16 protein-coding genes are annotated in these 25,348 nt (G+C 57.6%); 8 read left to right on the top strand and 8 right to left on the bottom strand.

Annotated elements, in window-relative coordinates:
• Positions 1-339 precede the first annotated feature (339 nt).
• Complete coding sequence (locus Q0J75_RS06585) at positions 340-2,034, top strand: Na+/H+ antiporter NhaC family protein (protein ID WP_297198485.1); 1,695 nt, start codon at positions 340-342, stop codon at positions 2,032-2,034.
• A gap of 57 nt (positions 2,035-2,091) precedes the next feature.
• Here the strand turns inward: Q0J75_RS06585 and Q0J75_RS06580 are convergent, their stop codons facing one another.
• The 7 genes from Q0J75_RS06580 to Q0J75_RS06550 all read right to left on the bottom strand — a co-directional run bounded on the left by Q0J75_RS06580 (position 2,092) and on the right by Q0J75_RS06550 (position 8,889).
• Complete coding sequence (locus Q0J75_RS06580) at positions 2,092-3,228, bottom strand: DHHW family protein (RefSeq protein WP_297198483.1); 1,137 nt, start codon at positions 3,226-3,228, stop codon at positions 2,092-2,094.
• 15 nt (positions 3,229-3,243) lie between these two features.
• Positions 3,244-4,644 (bottom strand): MBOAT family O-acyltransferase, encoded by a 1,401-nt coding sequence (locus tag Q0J75_RS06575; RefSeq protein ID WP_297198479.1) that lies wholly within the window; start codon positions 4,642-4,644, stop codon positions 3,244-3,246.
• A gap of 204 nt (positions 4,645-4,848) precedes the next feature.
• Complete coding sequence (locus tag Q0J75_RS06570) at positions 4,849-5,577, bottom strand: DUF4358 domain-containing protein (RefSeq protein WP_297198476.1); 729 nt, start codon at positions 5,575-5,577, stop codon at positions 4,849-4,851.
• Between the two features lie 108 nt (positions 5,578-5,685).
• Positions 5,686-7,155: a HAMP domain-containing sensor histidine kinase gene (locus tag Q0J75_RS06565; protein ID WP_297198473.1), complete on the bottom strand. Its 1,470-nt coding sequence runs from the start codon at positions 7,153-7,155 to the stop codon at positions 5,686-5,688.
• A 7-nt stretch (positions 7,156-7,162) separates the two neighbouring features.
• Positions 7,163-7,642: a hypothetical protein gene (locus Q0J75_RS06560; RefSeq protein WP_297198471.1), complete on the bottom strand. Its 480-nt coding sequence runs from the start codon at positions 7,640-7,642 to the stop codon at positions 7,163-7,165.
• The gene (locus tag Q0J75_RS06555) at positions 7,639-8,325 is read right to left on the bottom strand and encodes a response regulator transcription factor (RefSeq protein ID WP_297198468.1); all 687 of its coding nucleotides are present in this window, start codon (positions 8,323-8,325) and stop codon (positions 7,639-7,641) included. The genes Q0J75_RS06560 and Q0J75_RS06555 overlap by 4 nt, the downstream gene beginning before the upstream one ends.
• A 9-nt stretch (positions 8,326-8,334) precedes the next feature.
• Positions 8,335-8,889, bottom strand: coding sequence for a ubiquitin (locus Q0J75_RS06550; RefSeq protein WP_297198465.1), 555 nt, complete (start codon positions 8,887-8,889; stop codon positions 8,335-8,337).
• A 171-nt stretch (positions 8,890-9,060) separates the two neighbouring features.
• Here Q0J75_RS06550 and Q0J75_RS06545 point away from each other — a divergent pair, with 171 nt between their 5' ends.
• The 3 genes from Q0J75_RS06545 (at position 9,061) to Q0J75_RS06535 (ending at position 16,583) form a co-directional block, all read left to right on the top strand.
• Positions 9,061-10,218 carry a hypothetical protein gene (locus Q0J75_RS06545; RefSeq protein ID WP_297198462.1) on the top strand — a complete coding sequence of 386 codons (1,158 nt, stop codon included), beginning with the start codon at positions 9,061-9,063 and terminating at the stop codon, positions 10,216-10,218.
• Between the two features lie 35 nt (positions 10,219-10,253).
• Positions 10,254-11,408, top strand: coding sequence for an aminotransferase class V-fold PLP-dependent enzyme (locus Q0J75_RS06540; protein WP_297198459.1), 1,155 nt, complete (start codon positions 10,254-10,256; stop codon positions 11,406-11,408).
• A 282-nt stretch (positions 11,409-11,690) separates the two neighbouring features.
• Positions 11,691-16,583 (top strand): S-layer homology domain-containing protein, encoded by a 4,893-nt coding sequence (locus Q0J75_RS06535; RefSeq protein WP_297198457.1) that lies wholly within the window; start codon positions 11,691-11,693, stop codon positions 16,581-16,583.
• Positions 16,584-16,655: 72 nt separating this feature from the next.
• On the opposite strand, the gene Q0J75_RS06530 is transcribed toward Q0J75_RS06535, so the two are convergent.
• Positions 16,656-17,282, bottom strand: a complete 627-nt coding sequence (locus Q0J75_RS06530; RefSeq protein ID WP_297198495.1) for a hypothetical protein — start codon at positions 17,280-17,282, stop codon at positions 16,656-16,658.
• A 364-nt stretch (positions 17,283-17,646) separates the two neighbouring features.
• Here Q0J75_RS06530 and Q0J75_RS06525 point away from each other — a divergent pair, with 364 nt between their 5' ends.
• From Q0J75_RS06525 to Q0J75_RS06510, 4 genes are all read left to right on the top strand, one after another.
• On the top strand, positions 17,647-19,923 hold the full coding sequence (locus tag Q0J75_RS06525; protein WP_297198454.1) for an S-layer homology domain-containing protein: 2,277 nt from the start codon (positions 17,647-17,649) through the stop codon (positions 19,921-19,923).
• Positions 19,924-20,163: 240 nt separating this feature from the next.
• Positions 20,164-21,297 (top strand): glycosyltransferase, encoded by a 1,134-nt coding sequence (locus Q0J75_RS06520; RefSeq protein WP_297198451.1) that lies wholly within the window; start codon positions 20,164-20,166, stop codon positions 21,295-21,297.
• A 64-nt stretch (positions 21,298-21,361) separates the two neighbouring features.
• Positions 21,362-22,747, top strand: a complete 1,386-nt coding sequence (locus tag Q0J75_RS06515) for an undecaprenyl-phosphate glucose phosphotransferase (RefSeq protein ID WP_297198448.1) — start codon at positions 21,362-21,364, stop codon at positions 22,745-22,747.
• A gap of 144 nt (positions 22,748-22,891) precedes the next feature.
• Positions 22,892-25,270, top strand: coding sequence for an O-antigen ligase family protein (locus Q0J75_RS06510; protein ID WP_297198445.1), 2,379 nt, complete (start codon positions 22,892-22,894; stop codon positions 25,268-25,270).
• Positions 25,271-25,348 lie beyond the last annotated feature (78 nt).

The raw sequence follows: 25,348 nt of genomic DNA, 5'->3' as shown, positions 1-25,348 counted from the left end.
GCTTTCTTTTTGGCATAATAAAGCACCCCACTTGTTATTCAGTATATCATACTGTCTAACAAATGGGGTGCAGTTCATCTTTGAGTGGCGGAGATTTTTCATGCTTTCATGTGGGAAGGCGCAAAAAACAAGAACTAGGAGAAAAAAACGGAACTTGAAAAAGCTTACAAAATTGCTTGAGGTTTTACCCAAAAAATTGGCGATTTTTCTGTGCGCCTAGACGAAAATATTCAAAATGCCGAAAAAACATTGTAAAGTTAACCGTAATTTTGTATGATACAACTCGAGTCCTTGGGTTGGGGAGCTTTTAGGATTCACCATTTTGATAGGAGGGCTGACATGAATTCACCGCGTATCAAACAATTTGGCAAAGTCCTGCTGGTCCTGTTTACACTATCCTGTATCCTGGCTACCGTGGCTTTTGCCGAAGGTGATACGGAGCATACCAGTCAACTCTGGGGCACCGTATTTTCCTTGCTCCCGCCTGTAGCGGCTATTGTTCTGGCACTGATTACCAAAGAAGTGTATTCGTCTCTGTTCCTGGGTATCATCGTGGGCTGCCTGCTGTACACCAACGGCAATCCCATTGACGCCCTCCAGGATTTCGTGTCCCGCCTGTGCAGCAACGCCGGCGGCAACATGGGCATCCTGATGTTCCTGGTCATTCTGGGCACCATGGTGGCCCTGATGATCCGGGCCGGCGGCTCCAAGGCCTATGGCGAGTGGGCCGTCAAACACATCAAGTCCAAGTCCGGCGCTCTGTGGGCCACCTTCATCCTGGCCATCGTGCTGGGCGTGGACGACTACTTCAACAACCTGACCACCGGTAACGTGATGCGCCCCGTGTCCGACGGCCACCACATCTCCCGGGCCAAGCTGGCCTACATGTGCGACGCCACCGCCGCTCCTGTGTGTATCATGATGCCCGTGTCCTCCTGGGCCGCGGCCGTCACCGGTATCATCGGCAACGATCAGCTGGGCTTCCAGATCTTCCTGAAGGCCATCCCGTATAACTACTACGCCATTCTCACCCTGGTGTTTATCGTGGTCATGACCAGCCTGAACATTGACTACGGTCCCATGAAGAAACATGAGGACAACGCCGCCAGGGGCGATCTGTACACCACCCCCGAGCGGCCCTTTGACGGCGCGGAGGAGATGAAGTTCAATCCCAACGGTAAGGTCATCGATCTGGTGATTCCCGTCATCGTGCTGGTGGCCTGCTGTGTGGGCGCCATGACCTATGTGGGCTATCAGTCCATTCAGGCTCAGAACGCGGAGGGCAGCCAGATTGCGGTAAACATCATCAATATGTTCGCCAACACCGACGCCTTCTCCGCCCTGCCTTTGGGCTCTCTCATTGCCTTGGTGTTCTCCATGATCTTCTTCATGGTGCGCCGCTCCATAAAGTTCTCTGAACTGATGGATTGCCTGCCCGGCGGCTTCAAGCAGATGGTGCCCGCCATCCTGATCCTCTGCCTGGCCTGGACCATCGGCGACGTGACCAAGGCCATGGGCGCCCCCCAGTTTGTGGCTGATATCGTGTCCGGCTTCGGTGAGAGCCTGCACAACTTCCTGCCCGCCGTGGTGTTTATCATCGCCGCGTTCCTGGGCTTTGCCACCGGTACCTCCTGGGGCACCTTTACCATCCTGCTGCCCATCGTGATCCCGGTATTCTCCGGCGGTGTGGCGGCGGCCGACCTGACCACCGATCTGATCAACGGCAATGACATGCTGATGATTGCCATCGCGGCCACTCTGGGCGGCGCGGTTATGGGCGACCACTGCTCTCCCATCTCCGACACCACCATCATGGCCTCCTCCGGCGCTCAGTGCTATCACCTGAATCACGTGGCTACCCAGCTGCCCTACGCGATCACTGTGGCGGCTGTCTGCTTCTTTAACTACATCCTGGCTGCTTTCTTGCAGAACATGGTGCTCAATCTGGTGATTGCCGTGGTTTCCATGGTCGTGGTGCTCTTCATCATCGGCAAGGTAAACCACTCCATGCACCTCCACTCTCAGCGCGACTGATTTACACAACAGAAAAGCCGGCCCCCGAATGGGGGCCGGCTTTTTGTGCCTTCTGGGTCAGCGGGTCATCCAGAACAGATTGGAATCGGTGACAAAGTTGGGCACGCTGTAGAGCACCAGCGCCTGGTCAATGTCGTTCTGCTGAATATAGTCCGACAGAGAAAGCTTGTAATAGCGCAGGTCGATGAGGTGGATCTCGGAGAAATGGGGGGTCAGGAAGGGCACCAGAGAGTCGGTATAGGAGTCCCGCAGAATGAGCAGCTTGGGCTTATCGGCATTGGGGGTCTTGACCACGCCAAGAGACTGGTTGCCGCCCAGGAACATGGAGTACTTGTCCTTCACAGAGAGGAAGGAGGTATCGTACAGGGCCCGGGGCTCCTCCACCGGATTGCCGCTGCTGTCATAGGTGTAGCTGGTGACGGTGATGCCGGTATCGGGCACATAGGTGGTAATGGTGTCGGGATTTACCCACCGCACGCCGGAGGAGGAAAACACCGTGCCGTAGAACTCAGTGGAACGGACGGTTTCGGTATAGGTATCCAGGGGCACCGGCGTATAGCCAAGAGCGTCGGCCAGAGCGGTATAGCCGTAATAGGCGCCCAGGCTGGTCCAGTGGTGATCGGTGCGGTAGAAGATATTCTCATCCTTGTGGGCCATGAGCGGGGTGTACAGGTCGGCCCAAGTGGCCCCGGGTACTGCGGCCTGCGCCTGCTCCAGCAGAGCGGTCTGGCTGGCGTTGGGGGCGCCCTCAGGCAGCCGGTCCGCCCAGATGCAGGCCTGGGTGGGGATCAGGGAGAAGGTCACAGGGATGTCCACATTTTCCACAAAGGTGTTCACATAGTTCAGGTTTTCCGTTACCTTGGCGGCGTCGGGCTGGTCAAAGCGGGTAATCAGGGTGTTCTGGTCGCAGAAATACACATTGTTGTTTTCTTTCTTGCCCAGAGCCCGCTCCGTGGAGGATTTCAGACCGATCCATGCGTCCCGGCCCACAAACTGGTCGGTGGTGTAGGTCTCAAAATTCTTCATGAATTCTCCGCTGAGCAGGGTATTCACCGAAAGGGTGGGCATCTGCTCCAGATTGCGGTTTTCCATTTCGGAGAATTCCCGGTCGGGGGCGGCGGCGTTGGCCACCAGGAACAGGCCGATGAAGGCACAGAACAACGTGGTGATAAAGATACAGTACTTTTTCGTCATGGTCATAACCTCCAATCAGAAGCGGAAGTAGAGGAAGGGGTTGTAAGTGGCATCCACCAGATAGGCGGTGGAGAAAATCAGCCCGGCCAGCAGCACCACAGGGAGCACTACCTTGACCGCCTTCACCGGCAGCTTGCGCCACAGGGCGGCTGCCAGCGGGGTAGAGGCGATGCAGCAGATGACGAGCATGGGGAGATAGGACGTGAAGTAATACCCCACGGATGGGTCAATCAGTCCGCCCTGCGCCATGCCGAACATGGCGCACAGATAGGCGCCCAGATGTCCGAAGTCCTCCACGGCGAAGATCGCCCAGCTGACCAGCACCAAAAACAGAGTATAGATGTGCTGCACCGCAGCGGGGAGCTGTTCCAACAGCTTGCCCAGGAAGGCCTTTTCCACAATCACCAGCACGGCGAAGTAGAGTCCCCAGATCAGAAAGTTCCAGCTGGCGCCGTGCCAGATGCCGGTGGCCGCCCACACGACCAGCAGGTTGAAAAACAGCCGGGGTTTGCTCACCCGGTTGCCGCCCAGGGGGATATACAGGTATTCCCGGAACCAGGAGCCCAGGGAGATGTGCCACCGCCGCCAGAACTCAGTGACCGACTTGGAGATATAGGGATAGTTAAAGTTGCGGAGGAACTCAAAGCCCAGCATCCGACCCAGGCCCACCGCCATATCGGAGTAGCCGGAGAAATCAAAGTACAGCTGGAGGGAGAAGGCCACCACGCCCAGCCAGGCTCCGGTGACAGTGAGCTGGTCGATGGGCAGGGCCAGGTATACGTCCCACAGCTTGCCGATGTTGTTGGCCAGCAGCACCTTTTTGGCCAGACCCACCGTAAATACCTGCACGCCGGAGGCAAACTGCTCCGGGGAGTGGGTGCGGTAGTTCATCTGGTCGGCCAGTTCCTTATATTTAATGATAGGACCGGCAATAAGCTGGGGGAAAAGGGTGACGAAGGTGCCGAAGCTGATGATGTTCTTGGGCAGCTCTGCGTCTCCCCGGTAGATATCCACCGGGTAGGTCATGGTCTGGAAGGTATAGAAGGAGATGCCGATGGGCAGGGTCAGGTTGAGCACCGGCATACCCACACCGAAGTGCTGGAAGGTGCGGGCCACCAGATCCCAGTACTTGAAGAAGAACAGAATGGCCAGGTTGAGCACCAGGGCCACCGCCATGGCGATTTTTGCGCCCCTGTCGTTCCCCTGTTTTTTGTACCGGGCTACCATCAGTCCAGCGAAGTAGTCCAGCACAATGGTAAAGATCATCAGCAGGATATACTTGGGCTCGCCCCAGCCGTAAAAGACCAGGTTAACCACCAGCAGCCACAGATTCCGCCACCGCAGCGGAGTGATATAATAGACAAGCAATACAATGGGTAAATAGAGAAACAAGAAATACAAACTGGAAAAGACCAACTGCTCACCTTCTCTTTTCAGAACTCAGGATCCAGGCGGAGCCTGTCCAACAAGGCCGGAGATAGACTGTCAGGGGGGCTTTCCCATCCAGTCAAAGATCGTTCGGCAATTTGACGCCCGGCAGGCTTGCGCTGCCGGGCGCTGACATGGGGTATTATAATCGCTGCCACGCCGGAGCGCAACTTCTATTCTGCCCAAAAATACTCATTTGGTATAACTATCGAAGATAGAAACGGCCTTGTCGGCATATTCGCTGATGGCAAACAGGACATAATTCCCATTGGTTACCAGCTTATAATTCTTTACCAGCTCATACTGATCGGGCAGATATTGGGACCACTGGGCATCCAGATCGGCCTGCCGCTTGGCAATGCCCGCCTTGACGGTGTCCATCTTGCCGTCCTTTACCTCGGCGATAAAGAACTCAGTGGAGTGGACCCCCATCAGGGGCATCATGCACACGTATTCCTCCAGATCAGAGGCGTTGATGCCATACATGGCGGAGAGCGTGGCGTCGTCCATGGCGGTCAGGTTGGGCAGAGACAGCTTGGAGATATCATCCCAGGTGGACTGAACGGCGTTGGTCTGGGGCTTGCTCTCCGGGGTAGGAGTGGGAGTGGGCTTAGCAGTGGGCTTGGGAGTAGCGGTGGGCTGTGTAGTGGGTTTGGCGGAAGCGGAGGGCTTGGCCGTGGGCGTGCTGGAGGGAGCGGCGCTCTCCTCCACCGGCGCGGAGGACTCAGGGCTGGCGTCAGGGCTTTCCTCCACGATGGGGGAGGTGCTTTCCGGGGCGGGGGTGGTGCTCTCCACAGCGGGGGGCGTGGTGACGGCGTCGGGGGTCTGGGAAATACCGTCGCCATTCCCGCCTCCACAGGCGGTCAGCAGGCCAAAGGTCATGGTCCCGGCCAAAGCCAGGGCGAGAAAACGGTGGTTCATAAGAACGCTCCTTTACATTTTTTTCTGAATCGCTCTATTGGACGGCAGTGCTTGCCAAAAAGTTCCCGTCTGTTTCTAAAAAAATATCCCCGCCGGAGCGGGGATAGATTAGGCAGTAGGCGGCGAAGCGGCCCCTGTCAACGGTTCCAAGGGGAGCACCAGAGTAAAACGAGTGCCCACCTCCGGCCAGGATACCACTTCAAACCAGCCTCCGTGGCGGTCGGCGATCCATTTGGCAATGGAGAGGCCCAGACCAGTGCCGCCGGTCTGGCGGGCCCGGCTCTCATCGGTGCGGTAAAAGCGTTCAAAAATATGAGGCAGGCTCTCAGCGTCAATGCCCTGTCCCTCGTCGGCCACCGTCAGCCGGGCCAAACGGTCCTGGCCCTGGACAGAGAGGGAGATCTTTCCCCCTTCCGGCGTGTATTTGACCGCGTTGTCCACCAAAATACGCAGGGCCTGTTTGATAAGTCCCTCATCAGCCACAACCGGCACCGCGCTCAGCCAATGGCCGGAAAAACGATGGGTGTGGTCCAGCATTTTGGTCTCCCGCAGCACTTCGGCGGCCAGCTCGGCCAAGTCGCACAGCTGGGGCTCAAAGCGCACAGAATCATTGTCTCCCCGGGCCAGGAAGAGAAGCTGCTCCACCAGGGCCTTCATGGCGTCTGCCTCCTGCCGGATGGCGTCGATGGCCTCCTGCCGGGTGGCTGGGTCATCCTTGCCCCACCGGTCCAACAGACTGGCATAGCCCTGAATCACGGCAATGGGGGTGCGCAGCTCATGACTGGCGTCTGAGACAAAGCGGGTCTGGGAGCGATAGGCCCCGTTGATCCGGTCCAGCATGGCGTTGATGGCCTGCGCCAGGGTCCTCAGCTCCTTTTGGGTGCCGGTTACTGGAATACGCCAGTCCAGATGGCTGGCGTTGATTTTATCCAGCCTCCCGGCCAAGGCTTGGAGTTCCTCGGGGGACATAGCGTTTCCCAACTGACTGGCGGCGGCGGCCAGCTCCTGAATGGGCCGGAGCGTGCGGCGGATGGTACCGGCATTCTGGAACAGATGGAGAACCAGACTGACCAGTTGCCAGATCAGCACCACGCGGGCGGCAAAGAAAAAGAGCCTGACAGGCAGGGTCAGATCCAGGGTCAGGGTGTAGAGTGTTCCATCTCGTTCCAGCTGGATGGTGTAGCAGGCAGGCTGCTGATGCTGGGAGGAAAGCGCCTGAACCAAGTCCCGAGTGCCTGGCTCAAAATACCGGGGAGCGTCTGGAGGGTCCAGCCGCCTGGTGATAAAAGAGGGCAGGGCAAAGCCTTGGTCGGGGGCGGAACCGTCGGTCAGGGTGAGGCCCGCCGTCTGGGTCCAGACCTTCTCCTCCAAATTGGGCAGGCCAACCGCCTCCACCTGGGCGGCGACTTGACCGGCCTGGGTTTCACACCACACCAGCAGTCCGCCGCAGGCCAGCACCAGCAGCAGCAAATCCAGAAAAAAATAGATCCCCAACAGCCGGAAGAAAAGGCGGATGTTGAGCCGGGCCACAATGGAGGAGCGGATGGGGCCGGCGGCGCGGCCTGATTTGGCGGCCATGGCGGGCCTATTTCCGGAGCCAGTCCATCACTGGCTCCAGCTGCTGGGCGCTTACCCAGTCGGCGCCCAGCTCTATGGCTTTCAGGGCCTCCCGGGATTGGGTGTCGGTCTTTTTGGACAAGATGGCCTTCATCATGGCCATCATAAGCCGATATCTGCCCCGAATACGAGCGGGCGCATAGCCGCCCCGCAGATAGTACAGGGGGAGGGACAGGCCCAGATCGTGGGCCAGCTTCTGGGCGTAACCCTGAGAGGGCGCCATGCCCACGGCGCACACACACCGGATGAAAAAACGGCCCATGGCCTTTTTCAGTCCCTGGATTTTTCCAGCGCACAGCCAGCCGAGAAAGAGAACCTCTGTGCCGGGGGCCAAGGCGGAAGAATCCTCCAGACGGAAAAGGGGTAGGCCGGTTTGATGGGCCAGCAGAGTGGCGTACTGTGCCGTGAAGCCGGTATTGCTGGTATAGACAATGGCGGAAGCCTTCATGATAACTCCTCCCGTATCACATATCCCACGCCACGGATGGTATGGATCAGCTTGATATGGAACCGCTCGTCCAGCTTGCTCCTGAGAAAGCGGATGTATACGTCCACCGTGTTGGTTTCGCCCACAAAGTCAAAGCCCCACACCTGTTCCAGCAGCGTTTCCCGGGAGAGGACCTTCTCTTTGTGCTCCAGCAGACAGTGCAGCAAATCAAATTCCTTCCGGGTCAGGGCCACGCTCTGGCCGTTTACCGCCACCTGATGCCGGTCTACGTCCATCACCAGGGGCCCGGCGGACAGACGGGCGTCTGACAGAGCCCGGTCGGGGCGCTTTCGCAGAGCGGCCCGGATGCGGGCCAGCAGCTCCTCGGTGGCAAAGGGCTTGGTCACATAATCATCCGCGCCCATGTCCAGACCGGACACCTTATCCACCACCGTGTCCCGGGCGGTCAGCATAATGACCGGGATCTGGCTTTCCCGCCGCAGGCGGCGCAGTACCTCCATACCGGAGAGGGCAGGGAGCATGATGTCCAGCAGAACCAGGTCAAACCGGCCGGACAGAGCCAGCTCCAGCCCTGTCCGGCCGTCAAAGGCCTTTTCCACCTGATAGCCCTCATAATTCAGCTCCAGCTCCACCATGCGGGCCAGCTTTTCCTCATCCTCCACCAGCAGGATATGCTCCTCCATGCTCTCACCTCATTGCTTGGATTGCCGCTGCCGGGCGGCCTGCTCGGCCTGGGCCTTGGCCCGGTCCACCGCGTCGCTGACGGTATCGGCGGCACGGTTGACCGCCTGGCTCACCTGGCTGTGGTCCAGGTCGGGCCCGGCAAAGCGATACCGGCACCCCAGAATCAGGCCTACAATCAGCAGGGGCACCGAGATCCAAAAGGCCAGCAGGATCAGCAGCACAAAAATAATCAGCGGGATGGAGGCCAGCAGCTCCCCCCACCGCCACACCTGAAAATGGTTGGATACCGAGCGGTGAAGCAGATCGGTAAACCATCCCCAAAAGCTGCCGCCGGTCTGGGCGGCGTCCGGCTCCTGGGGCGGCGGCGGGGCAGACTGACCGCCGGACTTGGTGGAGTAGTGGGCGCTGGCGCCGCCGTCGGGGCGGATTTTTCCCCGCTGCTCCAGCAGAATGAGGGCGGCCAACAGGTCGCCGCCGGTTTCCTCCAGCACAGCCCGGGCCTCCTCATAGGAGAGGTCGGCCCGTTTGCGCAGCTGTTCCACCAGCTCCAATGTAACGTCCATAGAAACACACCCTTTCATGAGGGCAGTATACGCAGCCAGGGGTAAAAATGGAATTGAACCAATCTTAAAATTGGATGAAAATATTATACCAGCCCTGGGAGCAGGGCGCAAGCGGCCGCTTTACCGCCTTTAAAAATCATGCTATAATGCCACCAGAAAGGGGGCGGATCCATGCGCTTGAAAAAAAGACTGCTGTCTCTGGTGTGCGTGGCGGCACTGGTACTGGGGACGGGATTAGCGGGAAAGGCCTGGGCGGATACGCCCCAGATCTGTCTGCTGGCGGAGAATAATAAAATGGTGAATCTGTCGGTGGAGGCCATGCCGGCCTGGATCAGCGGACAGCTGTACACACCTTATACTGCCTTTGACCGGTCGCTGACCGGAGTGAACCTGGGGGTGTCCTATGGGCTGGTCCGGGAGGAGGGTAAATCTCTCCTCACTTTGTACAGCCTGAATGAGACGCTTACCTTTGACCTCAATCAGGGCACCTGCACCGACCGGAACGGGGCGGACCAGAATATGCGGGCGGTGTCCCGCAATGGGCTGATCTTCCTGCCGACGGCGTCGGTGTGCTCCTATTTTGGCCTGCGCTACAGTTATATCCCCACGGACTATGGCGATCTGGTGCGGATTACAGACAGTTCAAGCCATCTTACCGACGATCAGTTTATCCAATACGCGGAAAACTCCATGCGGGACCGGTACAACAACTACCTCAAGGAGCTGGAAACGACTCAAAGCAGCCCTGCTCCCTCCCAGCCTGTGACCACCGCCCGGCCCACCGCTTCCCCCGATCAGGAGGACCAGCTGACGGTGTATCTGGCGGTGCAGTGTGAAACCGGCACAGCGGACCAGGTGGCAGACCAGCTGGAGGATGCGGGCGTTTACGGCCTGTTTCTGTTCCGCCCCCAGGACATTTTGGACCAGGCCCAGACCATCCGCCGCCTGGTAGGCAGAGGCCACGCTGTGGGGCTGTGGCTTACAGAGTCCACCCAGGAGGAGGTGGAGGAGGCTTTGGCGGCGGGCGGTGCTTTTTTGGAGCAGGTAGCCCATCTGCGGACCCACACCGTCTATCTGGAGGCCGCAGGCAGCGGGGTAGCTGGGGCGTTGCAGGCGGAGGGCTGGGTCTGCTGGACTCCCCAGCTGGACTATACCAGAGATGAGCGAAGCGACAGCGTCCTGTCCGCCGCCATGGTATCCGCTGTGAACCGGCGGGAGGGCTCGCTCCGCCTGATGGTGGATGACAGCGCCGCCGGTGCCCTGAGCCGTACCCTGACCCGGTTGGAGGACTGCCGGTTCCGGCTCCCGGTGGAAACGGAGATTTCATAGTTTTATATATTATAAGGTAGGAAGGAGGCGCGGCTATGGGCAGCGTCTATCTGGATAACGGGGCTACTTCATACCCCAAGGCCCCCGGTGTGGCGGAGGCCATATCTGATTTCATCACCAATGTGGGGTGCAACATTGGCCGGGGAGATTACCAAAAGGCCTACGACGCGGCGGGCCGGGTGCTGGAGGTACGGGAAAAGCTCAACACCCTGGTCCATGGTCCTGGTCCCCGGAATGTCATATTTACTGCCGGCGCCACAGCCGGGCTCAATCAGCTGCTGAAGGGCTTGCTGCGGCCGGGGGACAAGGTACTCACGTCTCCCATGGAGCACAATGCGGTACTTCGTCCCCTGGAGCAGCTGAAGCGGCAGGGGGTAGCGGTGGAGCTGCTGCCCTGCACCGACCAGGGAGAGCTGGTTCTGGACAGCCTGGAGGACAAGCTGGCCGGAGCGCGGGCGGTGATGCTGTGCCACGGCTCCAATGTGTCCGGTGGCCTGTTTCCCATTGAAAAAATAGGCCCTCTGTGCCGGGAGAGAGGGGTTTTCTTTCTGGTGGACGGGGCTCAGACTTTGGGAGCCGTTCCGGTGGATATGGAGGAAATGGGTATAGACGCTCTGGCTTTCCCCGGCCACAAGGGCCTGCTGGGTCCCCAGGGCATCGGCGGGCTGGTGGTCACCGACGCTCTGGCGGCGGAGCTGGAGCCCCTGATCTCCGGCGGCACCGGCAGTCAGTCCCAGTCTTTGGATATGCCAGCCTTTCTGCCCGACCGGTTTGAGGCAGGTACCCTGAATTTGCCTGGCATTTTTGGCCTGGGAGCGGCGCTGGACTACCTGGAAGGGGAGGGAGAGGCCCTCCGGGTCCGGGAGCGCAAGCTGGCCGGTCACCTGTGGGCCCGGCTCATGGAGCTGGAGGAGGACGGCCTGCGGGTGCTGGGGCCCCGGGACCCGTCCCGCCGCACCGGGGTGGTGTCGGTGGATTTCCTGCACGCCGACAACGCCGAAATGGCCTTCCGGTTGGAACAGGAGTATGGCATCCAGACCCGCTGCGGCCTCCACTGCGCGCCTCTGGCCCATCAGACCTTGGGCACCTATCCCCAGGGAGCGGTCCGATTTTCGGTTGGCCCCTTCAATACCTTTGAGCAGATCGATTACGTTCAGGGGGCGGTGTACGAACTTTTGCTGAAATCGTGAAACAGAACGGATTTGCGCAATATGCACAAAAAAAGGACTGCTTTATCCCGGTTTTCTTACGTATAACCCGTTGAGGGGCAGGGGGGAGGGGCCATTGGGCGCTCCACCCCTTTCCTCTGTGTCCACCCTCTGCCCGGAAGATTACGCTTATGTTACAAAACCGCCGGAGGTGTTGACGGAACGATTTTGATGGATTATGATAATGCCAGACTCGTGGAGAAGATGTTCCCTAATACTGTCATCTAATATTCACGGTCGAAAATAAATAAGGAGGAATTCCCAATGAGAAACCTCAAGCGGACTCTCAGTCTGGTTCTGGCTGCTCTCATGCTGATGGGCATGATGGTAGTCGGCGCCGGTGCTGCGGGTGTTGACGACTTCTCCGATAAGGACGAGATCGTCAACAAGGACGCCGTTTCCATGCTCACCATTCTGGGCGTGATCAACGGCAAGGAAGATGGGTCTTATTATGCCCCCAAGGATAATGTGACCCGTGCCGAGATGGCTAAGATGATTGCCACCATCCTGAACCAGGGTGCTGATGTCAATGATCTGTACGCCAACCTCGAGACTGGCCTGACTGACATCGACAACAGCTGGGCCAAGGGCTACATCAACTACTGCTACAGCCTGGGCATCATCGCCGGCCGTGGCAACGGCACCTTCGACCCCACTGCCCCTGTTACCGGCAATGAGGCCGCCAAGATGCTGCTGGTGGCTATCGGCTACGACCCCGAGGTTGAGGGTCTGACCGGTGCTTCCTGGGCCATCAAGACCACCTCTCTGGCTTCTACCCTGGGTATCTTTGATGACCTGACTGCTCCCACCGCTGAGAACCTGAACCGTGACAACGCTGCTCTGCTCATCTACAACGCTCTGGACGTTGAGATGATCCAGAAGTACGAGGACGGCTATGCCATGATCTTCGAGGATCACCGCACCCTGCTGTCCAACAAGTACGGCGTGTACAAGGTCGAGGGTATTGTGACCGCCAACGAGTGGGCTGAGCTGAATCAGACCAACTCCGAGGCCACTGCCAAGACTGGCAAGACCACCCTGGATCATGTCAAGGTGTACGCTTCCACCACCTCCAACACCACTGTTGCTGAGTACGTGGAGGAGAAGGAGCCTGTGACCTTCAACGTGTCCACCGACGTGAGCATGCTGGGTAAGGCTGTCACCATGTACATCAAGAAGACCACCGTTCTGGCCAACTCCACCGTGCTGGGCGTGACCGTGGACGACAAGGTCAACGTGATCGAGGGCACTGTGGCCAACAGCAGCAAGGTGACCGACCTGCTGAAGGGTACCGGCCTGTCCGTGAACGACAACACCGAGTACTATGTGAACTACGGCTACGAGAGCGCTTCCAGCGCTTCCGCTCTGATCAGCGACTATGACTGGAACTCCACCGCCAGCAAGTTCAACATGAACGGTGTTGACGTGAAGCTGATCGACAACAACAACGACGGCGAAGTGGAGTACGTGCTGTACATCCGCGAGACCCTGTCCAACGTTGTCCGCACCAACACCAAGGACGAGACCGTTACCATCAACGTACCTGTTGTGGGCGCTAACGGCCTCCTGCCCACCGTTACCACCAATAAGGCCAGCACCACTACTCAGGTTCTGGACAATGCCGACGTGGTGACCAGCATGGATCTGGCTGCTGACGACCTGATCCTGTATGTCCAGTACGGCGGTCGTACTTACATCACCGAGCCCACCATCGTGACCGGCACCATGACCCGTGTGGATCGCGATCAGGCTGATGAGCAGTACATCACCGTGGACGACGGCAACACCTACAAGATGTCCTACATCCGTGAGGTCGAGTCTCAGGTTGACGCCGACATCACCCGCTTCTACATCGAGAACGCCGGCAAGAACAACGGCGCTCAGTTCGACACCAAGTACGACTTCATCCTGGACTCCAACGGCTACATCGTGGCCTTCCGTCCCGCTGAGGATGTGGTTGCCAACTACGGTCTGGTCATCGGTTCCGCTTGGACTCAGAACGCTCTGAGCAAGGCTGGCGAGATCAAGATCCTGACCGCTGACTCCCTTGAGGTTACCTATGACATCGACTGGAGCGCTTCCGTCGGCAGCGACAAGGCTTTCGCTAACGATACCGCTCTGGAGACCTACCTGGGCACCCGCGACGTGAACCTGTACGGCAACACTCTGAATGCTGCTGTGGGCACCGTGATTGAGTACTCTCTGAATGAGAACAACGTTCTGACCATCAAGAACGTGCTCAACCTGAACGGCCTGCAGGCTAACGGCGATCTGAGCGTTTCCAGCAGCTCTGATCAGGACAACATCACCATTGATGACTCCCGCGAGGCTTATGCCTACATCGAGAATAGATACAATGCCACCAACCTGCAGTACACCCTGCAGAGCAAGTACGAGACCGGCGACGGTTACCTGAACGTGCTGGTGAACGGCAACCAGAAGACCTTTGCCGTTGACAAGAACACCATTGCCTTCTACTTCGACGACAAGGACAATGATGGTCTGGCTGATTCCGGCGAGTACGGCGTGGCCACTGGCTGGGAGAACATGGGCGATGTGAATGCCGGTGTGAAGGCTCAGGTCTACCCCGTCATCACCAAGTCCGGCGGTCAGTATGTTGCCTCTACTCTGGCTGACGTGGTTCTGTTCAACGCTGAGCTGACCAACAACTCCGCCAACTACATGCTGGTTCTGAACGCCAACGCTGTTGACTCCAAGAACCTGGAGCTGAACGTTGTCTTCGAGGACGGCACCACCTCCGTGATCACCGTCTCCAAGAGCGATTATAGCTACTTCAACAGCAATTCCTCCTTCATGAAGGCCTACAAGTACAGCGTCAACAGCAAGGGCGAGTACACCATCAACACCGCCAGCGCTGTGGCTCCTGTGGCTACCTCCCTGCTGCAGAACGGCACCGTGGATGCCGGCGGCAAGTACCTGACCATCGTGGGCAACACCAACATCTGGGATGTCACCGATGTTGACAGCGCCAAGGACGAGGTCACTACCGGCAGCTTCGACTATGTCAACGACAAGTGGGCTGTTGTGATCGACACCAACAGCGGCAAGACCCTGAAGACCGCTTGGGTGTGGGATATGGACGGCGACGGCAGCTTCGGCAGCACCTGTGCTTTCGACTGGAGCCTGTCCAACTACAGCGAGGTCTATCTGACTGGCAACGCTTTCTATGATCAGATGAACATTGTCCAGGCCCTGCAGGCCGGCAAGAACGTCATGGTCATGAACAACGGCCTGACCGCTTCCCTGAACTTCAACCTGGTGATTCCCGCTGGTCTCACCGTTCAGTTCCAGGGCAACCTGAACACCAACGGCTACACTGTTACCGGTGCTGGTAACCTGCGTGTCTACGGCGACTACACCGTGTCCAACGGCAACATCACTGTTCCCACTCAGGTCGGCGGCGCTCTCACCATCAGCGCTCCCACTACCATCATTAAGGACACTCATGTTGCTGGCAATATCAACGTGAATGCTGCCACCACCGTGAGCAATGGCGTCCATGTCTGCTCCAACGGCACTCTGTATGTTAACAGCACTCTGGACATCTATGGCCACGTGCAGGCTGCTAACGTTCAGGCCAATGCCAACATCAACATCTACAGCAACAACACTCTGCTGGTCTTCGGCAACCTGGAGATCAATGCTCCCGCTGCTGTGACCGTGGGCGGCGTTATTGGTAGCACTACCTACACTGGCGCTCTGACCATGGGCGGCGCTGGCACCATCAAGGGCAACGGCTCCCTGGTTGTGAACTACGGCACCCTGACCCTGAGCACTGCTTCCGACGTGAACATGACCGGTAGCTTCACCGTGAATGCCAACGGCGCTGTGACTCAGAACTACGCCTACAACAAGAACCTGTCCGCTAACACCATCTACATTGCTGGCTCCATCAACGTGCCCGGCAACGTGGCTGCTACCACCACCCTGACCGTTACCGGTACTGCTACCGGCAAGATCGGCGGCGTCTTCACCGAGGCCGGCGTGATTGAGACCTTCACCAACGTGTCCTCCGGCACTGGCAGCGGCACCGTGACTGGTCTGGCTCTGACCAGCCTGAAGGTCAAGGGCGTGTCCGCCAACCTGGTGGGCAACACCGCTTCCGTGAACCTGGCTTACAGCGTTGCTAACGACACCACTGTGAACAAGTTCGCCTTCACCTGCAACGATGCTGGTGCTACCGTGACCGTGCTGCAGAATGGCCAGACTGTCGCTAACGACACTACCGCTATCACCGCCGGCACCTACACCATCATCCTGTCCAAGGCTGGTTACAACTCCGTCACCTACACCCTGACCGTGACCACCAACGCTGCTGGCATCAGCACTGAGGTGAGCAGCGTTGCCGTGAAGGGTGCTGTGGCTACCAAGGATTCCAATGGTAACTACACCGTGTCCCTGACCTACAACCAGGCTAACGACACCACTGTCGACCAGCTGGTTGTGACTACCGCTGACGCGAATGCTACTGTGGTTATCACCGATGCCGGTACCACCGGTATTGTGGCTGACGGCAAGGGCACTGTTGCTGCTGGTACTGTGACCATCACTGTTAAGGCTGAGAATGGCACTACTAAGGACTACACCATCACCATCACCACCACCGATACTGGTAAGGTGAAGCTGGCTACTGGTTCTTCTGTCAATGCCAACGTGTACATCACCACTGGCGACACCGTCTCCAGCAACGACATCAAGTTCACCGCTCAGGCTGTTGAGGGCTACGAGGGTCTCGTGGTTTCCTATCAGATTGGTAACGGCAGCTGGATCGTTCTGCCCGCCAACGCTGATGGCTCCTACACCCTGACCAAGGCCATCCTGGCTCAGGCTGAGGGTCAGACTCTGACCGTTAAGGCCGAGGCTAAGACCGAGATGCTGAAGGTGAACCTGGCTGGCACCGCTACTTACTGGCTGTTTGTCAACGATCAGCAGGTTGTTCCCGCTGACGGCAAGGACTACATCTATGTGAGCACCGGTTCTACCATCAAGGTCCAGGTTGCTACTGGCACCAGCGTGACCTGCAAGGACGCTCAGAACGAGAACGTTGTTGTTGGTGCTCCTACTGCCGACGGCAACTTCTGGTACTACGAGCTGGCTTCCTTCAAGCTGAATGGCGCCACTCTGACCATCGGCTAAGCGATTTGTAACACAAATCAAAAGGCCCCCCGGATTTCCGGGGGGCCTTTTATTGCTATCTGTCACTCCGGTTTAACGCATAGCCAGATAGGCATATCTGACGCCGCTTTTATTTGGGGTGCCCTCATAAAGGGGGGAAAAGACGACATTGAAGCCAGTTGTGGTAAGCGTCAAGAGATTGGAACAGTTAGAGGCATCCACCAAACCTGTATAGTTCTGACCGTACACAAAGATGGCTTTGGCCTGAAAACCAATGGTGATGACCTGGGCCGGTGATACACCACCATTACCGGTATAGCTTCCATAGATAAATTCGGCCTTGCTGCTGGATAAGCTGTTGATCTGTCCCTGCTGGGCACTGATTTGGCTTTGCAGATTGGTAATGCTGTCAAGATTGGCTTTCCCGTTGATCTGCCCCTGCTGGGTGTTGATTTGATTTTGTAAATTGGTAATAGCGTCTAAATTAGGTTTGCTGTTGATCTGCTGCTGCTGGGCGTTGATCTGATTTTGCAGGTTGGCAACAGCATCGGAGTTTGGCAAATTGTTGATTTGCCCCTGCAAGTTAGTAATGGCGCTGTTGTCGGCCTTGCTGGCCAGAGCGGTGTCGATCTTGCTCAAGTCCTCGTTGAAATCGGTCCGCAGGAAATTGTCCTCCGGGTCCCACTGGTGCAGCTGATAATTTGGTGTAAATCTGCTCATCATATTCCTCCTTGTTTTTGACGAACGTTCCTTCCGAAAAGATTAGCCGTCCGTGTCTTATGGGCTGCCGTACTTGCCAAACTGTTGCACCGGTATAAAATAGATGCATATCATCACATCCTGACGAAAAGGGTGCGCTGCATTGAGCAGCGCGCCCTTTTCGTATATATAATGTTAAGATACAAAGCGAGCAGGAAAATGGCAGATTTATGGAAATATTATGGGAAAAACCCATGGTAACATTACGCTTGTGTTACAATCTCTGCAAAACGGTTGACGGTGGCGGTGAATCCGGTATCATGGATAATAAAAACCATCAGGAGCCAAGGCTCTATTCCAGAAACCCCAAAAGGAGGGATATTTTATGCGCAACCTGAAACGGCTTCTGGCGCTTACTCTGTCCACGCTGCTGTTGTCCGGCTCTCTGGTTCTGGGCGCTTCGGCGGCCAGCAGCGGGTTCACCGACAGCGATCAAATCATCCAGACCGAGGCGGTAGACGTTATGACCGGCCTGGGGGTGTTTACCGGCAGCAGCGACGGCGCTTTTCATCCTGACGATGTACTGACCCGGGAGCAGGCCGCCAAAATCATCTGCTCGATGATGGGGGTGCAGACCAATGCCGCTTTGCTTGAGGGCGGCAGCCAGCTGTTTACCGATGTGGAGGCAGACCGTTGGTCGGCTCCCTATATCGCCTACTGCGTGGAACATCAGATTCTGACAGGAAACGGAAACGGGCAGTTTTACCCCGAGCAGCCTCTGAGCGGGGCAGCCTTTGCCAAAATGCTGTTGGTGGCCTTGGGCTATGACCCGGAGGCAGAGGGATATACCGGCACCGACTGGCTGCTCAATGTGGCATCCGCCGCCATGGAGGTGGGAATCGCCACCCAGGATATGAACCTGATCGACCATGTGACCCGACAGGATGCTGCGCTGATGTGTTACCGTACCCTGACCTGCAACATGGTACACTATACCGGTGTTAACAACCTGACTAACCGCCTTTCGGCGGTGAAGGTGGACGGCTACTATGACCGGGACTACAACGGCAGCCAGGACGGCATCCAGCAGTTTTGTGAGGCCTACCTTCCCGATTTGCTGCTGGTTACCGACTATGACAGCTTTGGCCGCCCCGGCAGCAGCTGGTGCTATCAGGATGAGTCCATCTATTATAGCGCCCGCACCCCTGCCGCTGTGTTCTCCCTGAGCACCAGTGCCAAGCAAGTGGCCGACGCGCTGCCCTCCTGTTCCTTTAAAAATACCTACCTCTACGCTGCCGGTGAGCGCATTTCCGCCACCAAACGGGTCAGCTTTAACGCTGCGGCCAATTTGACTTTTGCAGGCTCAGAGGGCCGCTCCACCCAGTCCGCCTGCTGGATCGACAACCAGACCACCGCGGGCTTTCTGGCCGACCTGACCCAGAACGGCCGGCAGGTGGAGATCTACACCGGGGAAAAGAACGTCATCACCGACATCGTTGTGATTACTTACCAGGTGGACACCCTTTCCAGCGTTACCGCTGCCTCCGGCATGACCATCTACACCATCGGCGGCAAGGGCTATGCGGATTACCGCTATTCCTCTGACGACACAGCGGTGGTCTATGGCCCGGTGCAGGCGGGGGATACCGTTACCTACGCTGTGGCTGACGGTGTGGCCCATATCTACCCCACACGGCAAGTTACCGGTATCCTCACCAGCCTGGAAGAAGATCAGGTGATGATCTCCGGGGAAACCTATCCCCTGGGGACGGCGGTCTCCGGTCTGCCCGTGCTGACGGAAGGTACGGAAGGCGTGTTCAGCCTGGACCAGTCCGGCAGCGTGGTAGATGTCTGTACCAGTGAAATCAGCTCCGGCTATGCCCAGCTGTTGTCCATAGAGGGCAGCCTACAGCTGCCCGAGGTGCCGGAAGAGCCGGCAGAGGGGGAAACGGTGGTTGACGGGGACGAGGCAGAGCTGGCTCCGGTGGCAGAGAGTGCCCAGCCCCTGGTGACCGCTTCGCTGGTGCTTTCCGACGGCACGGTGGGGCAGTTCTCCGTGGCCCTGCAAACCCTGACCGATACCGACCTGGGCGCTGGCGGCCCCTATGGAAAAAACGGCGCTTTTGGCCCGGAATCTTCCAACAATCCCGCTGGAGTGACTGAAGGTGGGGCGGGCTATGTCAGCGAGAAGGCCGTTACCTTAGAGGATGGAGACGTGGTGATCCGTAATACCAACCTGTTGGTCTATGACGTCAGTGCCGACGGGACCGAAGCCAACGGCCAGAACACCAGCCAGTCGGTCAACGATGCCGCTGCACTGTCCGGTATCTGGGCCTATACCCGGCAGGGGGATACCGTGTCCCTTTATCCGTTATCTAATGTCTCCGGCGATATGACGGCCTGCAATGTGTATCTGGAGACCGGCCTGGATATCTCCTCTATGGGTGGCAATGAGCTCACCCACGGACATTATGTGTTGAGCATCGACAATAAAACCGTGTTTGTAGTCTATGACCCGGCTGTCCAGCAGGCGGTGTGCTACCAGGGCATTGCCAATCTGCCGGCTGCTGTGTCCGGCATGGAGGATGCCAGCGTAGTCATTCGGGCCCTTACCCCCAATTCCGGCGGGGCAGCCGTGGTCTTTGCCACCGTGGCACACTGAGGGAACAGACGAAAGGGGGCAGATACTCCCCCACAAAATTGGATACAGGAACCCCCTCTCTGTACAGGTCTATGATCTGTGCAGGGAGGGGGTTCTTTTGATATGGAGCTTTGGATCTTGGGGGATGTTTCCTTGACAAACCGTGCAGACATTCCCTGTGGCAAGCTCCCTTTCTTTTTCAGGATGGGTGTGATATAATACAAAAACCTACAAAATTCTTCTGTAAAAGAGGAGCGGAAAATGCCAAAAATCCTATTTACGGCATCTACATATTCCCATATTGTGCAGTTCCACCGTCCGTATCTGTCCGCCTTCCGCGCTCTGGGCTGGACGGTGGATGTGGCCTGCGGCGGCGCTCCCATGGAAATCCCGGAGGCCCACCGGACCATCCACCTGGATTTTGAAAAACAGATGCTCTCTCCGCGCAATGGCAGGGCTCTGCGCCAGCTTCGGCGTACCATGCGGGAGACTGCCTACGATGTGGTCAGCTGCCATACGGCGCTGGCGTCCTTTTTTACCAGATTGGCGGTAAATGGTGGAAAACAGCGGCCCAAAGTGGTTTGTATGGTACACGGGTATTTATTTGGAGAAAATAATCCCGCCGCCAAGGGGCTCATTCTTCAGGCTGCCGAAAAGCTGGTGGCTTCCAGGACCGACCTTCTGATGACCATGAACCGGTGGGATACCCAGTATGCCGCCGCCCATAGACTGGGCAAAAAAATGGTGGAGATTCCCGGCGTGGGACTAGACCCCAGCCGCCTGCCTCCCATCAGCCGGGAGGAGGCATCCGCTCTGCGCCGCCAGTGGGGGATTGAGGAGACGGATACCCTGCTTCTCTATGCGGCCGAGTTTTCCGGGCGAAAGAGCCAGCAGGTCCTTCTCCGGGCGCTGGCGCAGCTGCCGCTCCAGGTAAAGCTGGCTCTGCCCGGCCAGGGGGCGCTTCTGGAGGAGTGCGTTGCCCTGGCCCGCAGCCTGGGAATCGAGCAGCGGGTCATCTTCCCCGGCCAGGTCGCCCGTATGGCCCAGTGGTATGGGGCGGCGGATATTGCTGTCTCCGCCAGCCGCAGCGAAGGCCTGCCCTTTAATATCATGGAGGCTATGTATTACGGCCTGCCTGTGGTGGCCAGCGCGGTCAAGGGCCATACCGATCTGCTGGTCCCCGATACATGTGGTCTGCTCTACCCCTACGGCGATTGGCAGGCCTGCGCCGCCCAGCTCCAAAAATTGCTCCAATCCCCCGAAGAGCGGGAGCGTATGGGACGGCAGGGGCGGCAGAGCGTGGGGGTTTATTGTCTGGACCAGGTGCTGCCCATCATTATGGCTCAATATGAGGCATTGATCCCGCTGAGGGATGAGACAATAACCCATACCTGACGCGCTTATTCCCTCGTTCCCCTCTGGTGTAGGGGCCATTTGAGATAGAGGAGTCTGCTCGACCATGATTAAAGAAAACCAGCGTACGCTCAATTATATCAATGTGCTGCTGGATGCACTGATTCTCTTTCTTGCCATGCCGTTGGCCTTTGCCTTCCGATTTTATCTGTTGGACGGCGGCGTTGCCACCATTCCGCTGCGCGGCTATATGGGGCTGCTGCTTGTCCTGATCCCCGGTCACCTCATTACTTTTGCAACCATGGGTCTCTACGACTCCCTCCGTAAAAAGCCTGTGGGCTGGGAGATCAGTAAAGTGTTTTGGGGCTGTGTGCTGAACTTTATTCTCATTCAGACCCTGCTCTTTTTGTATAAGGTGGTCCATTTCTCCCGCTTTACCTTGGTAACCTTTTTCACACTGGCCTTTTTGGGCATGGCCACAAAGCGGGTCATTCTCCGCTATTTGCTGCGGTACTACCGTCAGCGGGGCTTTAACCAGAAACATATCCTTCTGGTGGGGGACAGCCACATGGCCGTCCGCTATGTCCAGGTGGTCCAACGCCAGAAGGCATACGGCTACCTGATTGACGGCTATCTTTCTGAGCACGATTCCATCCCCGGATTGACCTATCTGGGCAGTGTGATGGCGCTGGAAAAAGTGCTGGAGCGCCGCTCCCCGGACGAAGTGGTGGTGGCCCTTCCGGCAGAGGAGTTTCGCTTTACCCGCAATGTGATCGAGGCCTGCGAAAAGGAGGGGATCAAGCTCTCCATCATTCCGTTTTATGCGGAATATATCCCCTCCAATCCCCAGTTTGACAACATCGAGGGCATCCCGCTGATGAACATCCGCCACATTCCGCTGGACTGCTGGTTCCATAGCGCCTCCAAGCGGGCGCTGGATGTCATCGGCTCTTTGGTACTGATCGTCTGCACCTCTCCCATTATGCTCATCGCCGCCATCGGCGTACGGCTCTCATCTCCTGGGCCGGTGATCTTCAAGCAGGAGCGGGTGGGCCGCAACAACAAGACCTTCCAGATGTATAAATTCCGCTCCATGCGGGTCAACGCAGAGGAGGACACCGGATGGAGCAGGAACTCCGATCCCCGCAAGACCAAATTCGGCGCTCTGCTCCGAAAGTGTTCCATCGACGAGCTGCCCCAGCTGTTCAATGTCCTCAAGGGGGATATGAGCCTGGTGGGACCCCGGCCGGAGGTCCCCCACTATGTTCAGCAGTTTAAAGAAGAGATCCCGCTGTATATGGTGAAGCATCAGGTCCGTCCCGGTATCACCGGTTGGGCCCAGGTCAACGGCCTGCGGGGCGACACCTCTATTGAGGAGCGCATCCGCTATGACATTTACTATATTGAGAACTGGAATTTCTTTTTTGATATCAAAATCCTGCTGCTGACTGTGACCAAAGCCCTGATTAACCAGGAAAAACTGCATAATTAACCTCCATGCGTGTGGACTTAATTGGGAATCCGTGGTATACTAACATAGTTTCGGCTTTCTTTGACAACAGACGACGGACAGGTTGCCTGTCTTTTCACAAGTTTTGTCGAAACAGGAATTTGTAATCATTTGGGGAGGAGCATCATGTCGTCGCATAGAACACAGAAACAGAACGCGGCTATGACAGTGTTGGGCTGCAGTCCGAAACAGCTTGGCATCATGGCGGGACTGACAGTGGCCTATTTTCTGTTCATCTGCCTGAACAATCTCTCTACCGCCAAGGGGGTCGCCCTTTTTGTGACCTTGTGCGCGGTAGCCGCTCTGGTCATCCGGTACAAGCAGATCAGGGAGCGTTTGTCCATTCCCTTCCTGGCATTGAGTGCCTGGGTGATTTTGAATGGAATTTCCACCTTGTATGCCATTTCGGGAAAATTTGCCCTGAAATCCTTTGTGGTTCTTTTGGGGTCCTTTTGCTGTGTGGTGCTGCTGCTGGCCCTGGCCAAAGGCACAGGAAAAGAAATTGGGCGGGGCTTTGCCGCCATCCTGGAAGGGGCGGCGGCCATTTCCGGACTGGTAAGCATCGATCTGCTGTCCACCCACCTCATCAGCACCCCGGTGCTGGGGATTCTGGGGCTTTTTACTCCGGATTACAGCGCCCTCACGCCCGTGGAGGTAGGGGTGCGGATCAACTCCATCTTCACCAACCCCAATGTGTTTGCCGGGTGCATGGGAATCGGCGTGTTTCTCTCCCTGGGCCTGGCCCTGACCTCCACTCACAACACCCACAGAAAGTTCCATCTGGTGTGCCTCTATATCAACGCCCTTTCCTTCTTCCTGGCCTTCAGTATGGGCGGCAGCGCCACCATTGCGGTGGGCTTTCTGGTGTACCTGCTGCTGGAGCGCCGCGAGACCCGGGGTAGCCTGCTGGTGCTGATGGTGGAGACGCTGATCCTGGTCTGTGGGGCTGGATTCGCGGTGTCCGCCACTTCTCTGGTGGAGTGGACCGGCTTCCAGCCCATCCCCCTGCTCTGTATCGTAGTCGGCGCCGCTCTGCTCTGCGTGCTGGACCACTTTGTGGGCCAGCGGATAGGCAAGCTTTTGGGGCAGCACACCCGCGTGGTGCCCATTCTCATTGTCACTGCGGTGGCGGTTTTGGCGGTCTTTGCGTTTGTCGCCATGCAGCTGACCGGTTCCGCCTCTCTGAAGGCAGGGGAGAGCCTGCGCCGGGCTGCCTACCCCGAGGCGGGCAGCTATACCCTGTCTGTGGTCAGTGACGGTCCGGTGGAGATCACGCTGGAAAGCCAGAACCGGGAGGACACCATGATGCACACCAGCACGGTGCTCTATTCCGGACCGGCGGACGGCGCGGCCGTCACCGTACCGGAGGACAGCATTGTGGTGTATGCCAACATCACCGCGGGGGCGGACGTCACCGTGGAAGAGCTCTCCCTTCAGGGAGAGCGCGGCAGCGTCTCTTTCCCCCTGGGCTATACCCTGCTGCCTGAATTTGTGGCAAACCGTCTACAGGGCCTGTGGGCCAACCAGAACGCCATTCAGCGCCTGGTGTTCTTTGAGGACGGCATGAAGCTGTTCCAGCGCAGCCCCATCATTGGCCTGGGTATGGGCGCCTATGAGAACGGCATCATCAGCGTGCAGTCCTTCTACTATGAGACCAAATATGCCCACAATCACTATATCGAGTCTCTGGTGGAGACCGGTATTATCGGCCTGATCCTCTTTGTGGGGGTATTTGTGACCGCGTTTATCGCTGTCATCAAATCCCGCCGCCAGCCCCAGGAGCAGTCCCACCCCCTGGCCGCTGCGCTGGGCGGTGTATTGGTCTTTATGGCGGGGCACGCCGGGGTGGAAGTGGTATTCTCCTTCTTCGCCTATCTTCCCTTCGCACTGGGGGTGTTTGGTCTGGTGGCCCTGTGCTGTGGTCAGACCATGCCCCTGACCTTTGTCAAAGAGCGTATCCGCCAGGGCATCGGCTGGGTGCTGGCGGCGCTGCTGCTGATCTATGCCATTCTGCTGGGCTGCAATATGTACGCCAACGCCCTGGTGGAGCGGGAAAAGAGCTTTGACGCGGTGGAGCAGGCCATTGGGCTGGACCGGTTTGAATGGGCCGACCATATGCTCTCCTATGTGACCAGCAGCATGAGCGTGGACGCCCAGCAGACCGAGATCCACGAAACCGCGGCCAAGTACGCCCAGCGGCTGGAGAAGGTCCATTCCAATACCATCCCCATCTACCTGGCCCAGTATTATTTCAACCAGCAGAACGCGCCCAAGGCCTTTGAAATGATCAATCAGTATGTGGACTATATGGCGGCGGACAGCGATGCGTGGCAGACCTCCTTTGACCTCATTATGCAGGTCTACCAGGAGGACCCCACTTATCGCACGGCTGTCACCGAGCTGTATCAGAAAATGCTGGATTGGAACGCAACTCACATGGGTGAGATCGTCCTGCCTGAGCAGACCATGACCTGGCTGACCCAGCTGGGCATTGCGGCTGGCTGAGCGCGGATTTTGCAGAAAGTACGCCCCCTGTATGGAGCAAATGCTCCGTACAGGGGGCGTTTTTTCTGTGTGCAACAA

It is taken from the genome of uncultured Flavonifractor sp., from assembly GCF_944385615.1.
GTDB lineage: Bacteria > Bacillota > Clostridia > Oscillospirales > Oscillospiraceae > Flavonifractor.
The sequence above is the reverse complement of the archived record's forward strand: the minus strand, read 5'-3'. Positions and strand labels throughout refer to the sequence as shown.

What these genes read in the sequence shown, in the direction of transcription:
- Q0J75_RS06545 (WP_297198462.1), top strand. Translation starts at nt 9,061, where the DNA reads ATGCGCTTGAAAAAAAGACTGCTGTCTCTGGTGTGCGTGGCGGCACTG.
- Q0J75_RS06570 (WP_297198476.1), bottom strand. Translation starts at nt 5,577, where the DNA reads ATGAACCACCGTTTTCTCGCCCTGGCTTTGGCCGGGACCATGACCTTT.
- Q0J75_RS06555 (WP_297198468.1), bottom strand. Translation starts at nt 8,325, where the DNA reads ATGGAGGAGCATATCCTGCTGGTGGAGGATGAGGAAAAGCTGGCCCGC.
- Q0J75_RS06550 (WP_297198465.1), bottom strand. Translation starts at nt 8,889, where the DNA reads ATGGACGTTACATTGGAGCTGGTGGAACAGCTGCGCAAACGGGCCGAC.
- Q0J75_RS06515 (WP_297198448.1), top strand. Translation starts at nt 21,362, where the DNA reads ATGATTAAAGAAAACCAGCGTACGCTCAATTATATCAATGTGCTGCTG.
- Q0J75_RS06520 (WP_297198451.1), top strand. Translation starts at nt 20,164, where the DNA reads ATGCCAAAAATCCTATTTACGGCATCTACATATTCCCATATTGTGCAG.
- Q0J75_RS06580 (WP_297198483.1), bottom strand. Translation starts at nt 3,228, where the DNA reads ATGACGAAAAAGTACTGTATCTTTATCACCACGTTGTTCTGTGCCTTC.
- Q0J75_RS06530 (WP_297198495.1), bottom strand. Translation starts at nt 17,282, where the DNA reads ATGAGCAGATTTACACCAAATTATCAGCTGCACCAGTGGGACCCGGAG.
- Q0J75_RS06525 (WP_297198454.1), top strand. Translation starts at nt 17,647, where the DNA reads ATGCGCAACCTGAAACGGCTTCTGGCGCTTACTCTGTCCACGCTGCTG.
- Q0J75_RS06510 (WP_297198445.1), top strand. Translation starts at nt 22,892, where the DNA reads ATGTCGTCGCATAGAACACAGAAACAGAACGCGGCTATGACAGTGTTG.
- Q0J75_RS06535 (WP_297198457.1), top strand. Translation starts at nt 11,691, where the DNA reads ATGAGAAACCTCAAGCGGACTCTCAGTCTGGTTCTGGCTGCTCTCATG.
- Q0J75_RS06560 (WP_297198471.1), bottom strand. Translation starts at nt 7,642, where the DNA reads ATGAAGGCTTCCGCCATTGTCTATACCAGCAATACCGGCTTCACGGCA.
- Q0J75_RS06540 (WP_297198459.1), top strand. Translation starts at nt 10,254, where the DNA reads ATGGGCAGCGTCTATCTGGATAACGGGGCTACTTCATACCCCAAGGCC.
- Q0J75_RS06565 (WP_297198473.1), bottom strand. Translation starts at nt 7,155, where the DNA reads ATGGCCGCCAAATCAGGCCGCGCCGCCGGCCCCATCCGCTCCTCCATT.
- Q0J75_RS06585 (WP_297198485.1), top strand. Translation starts at nt 340, where the DNA reads ATGAATTCACCGCGTATCAAACAATTTGGCAAAGTCCTGCTGGTCCTG.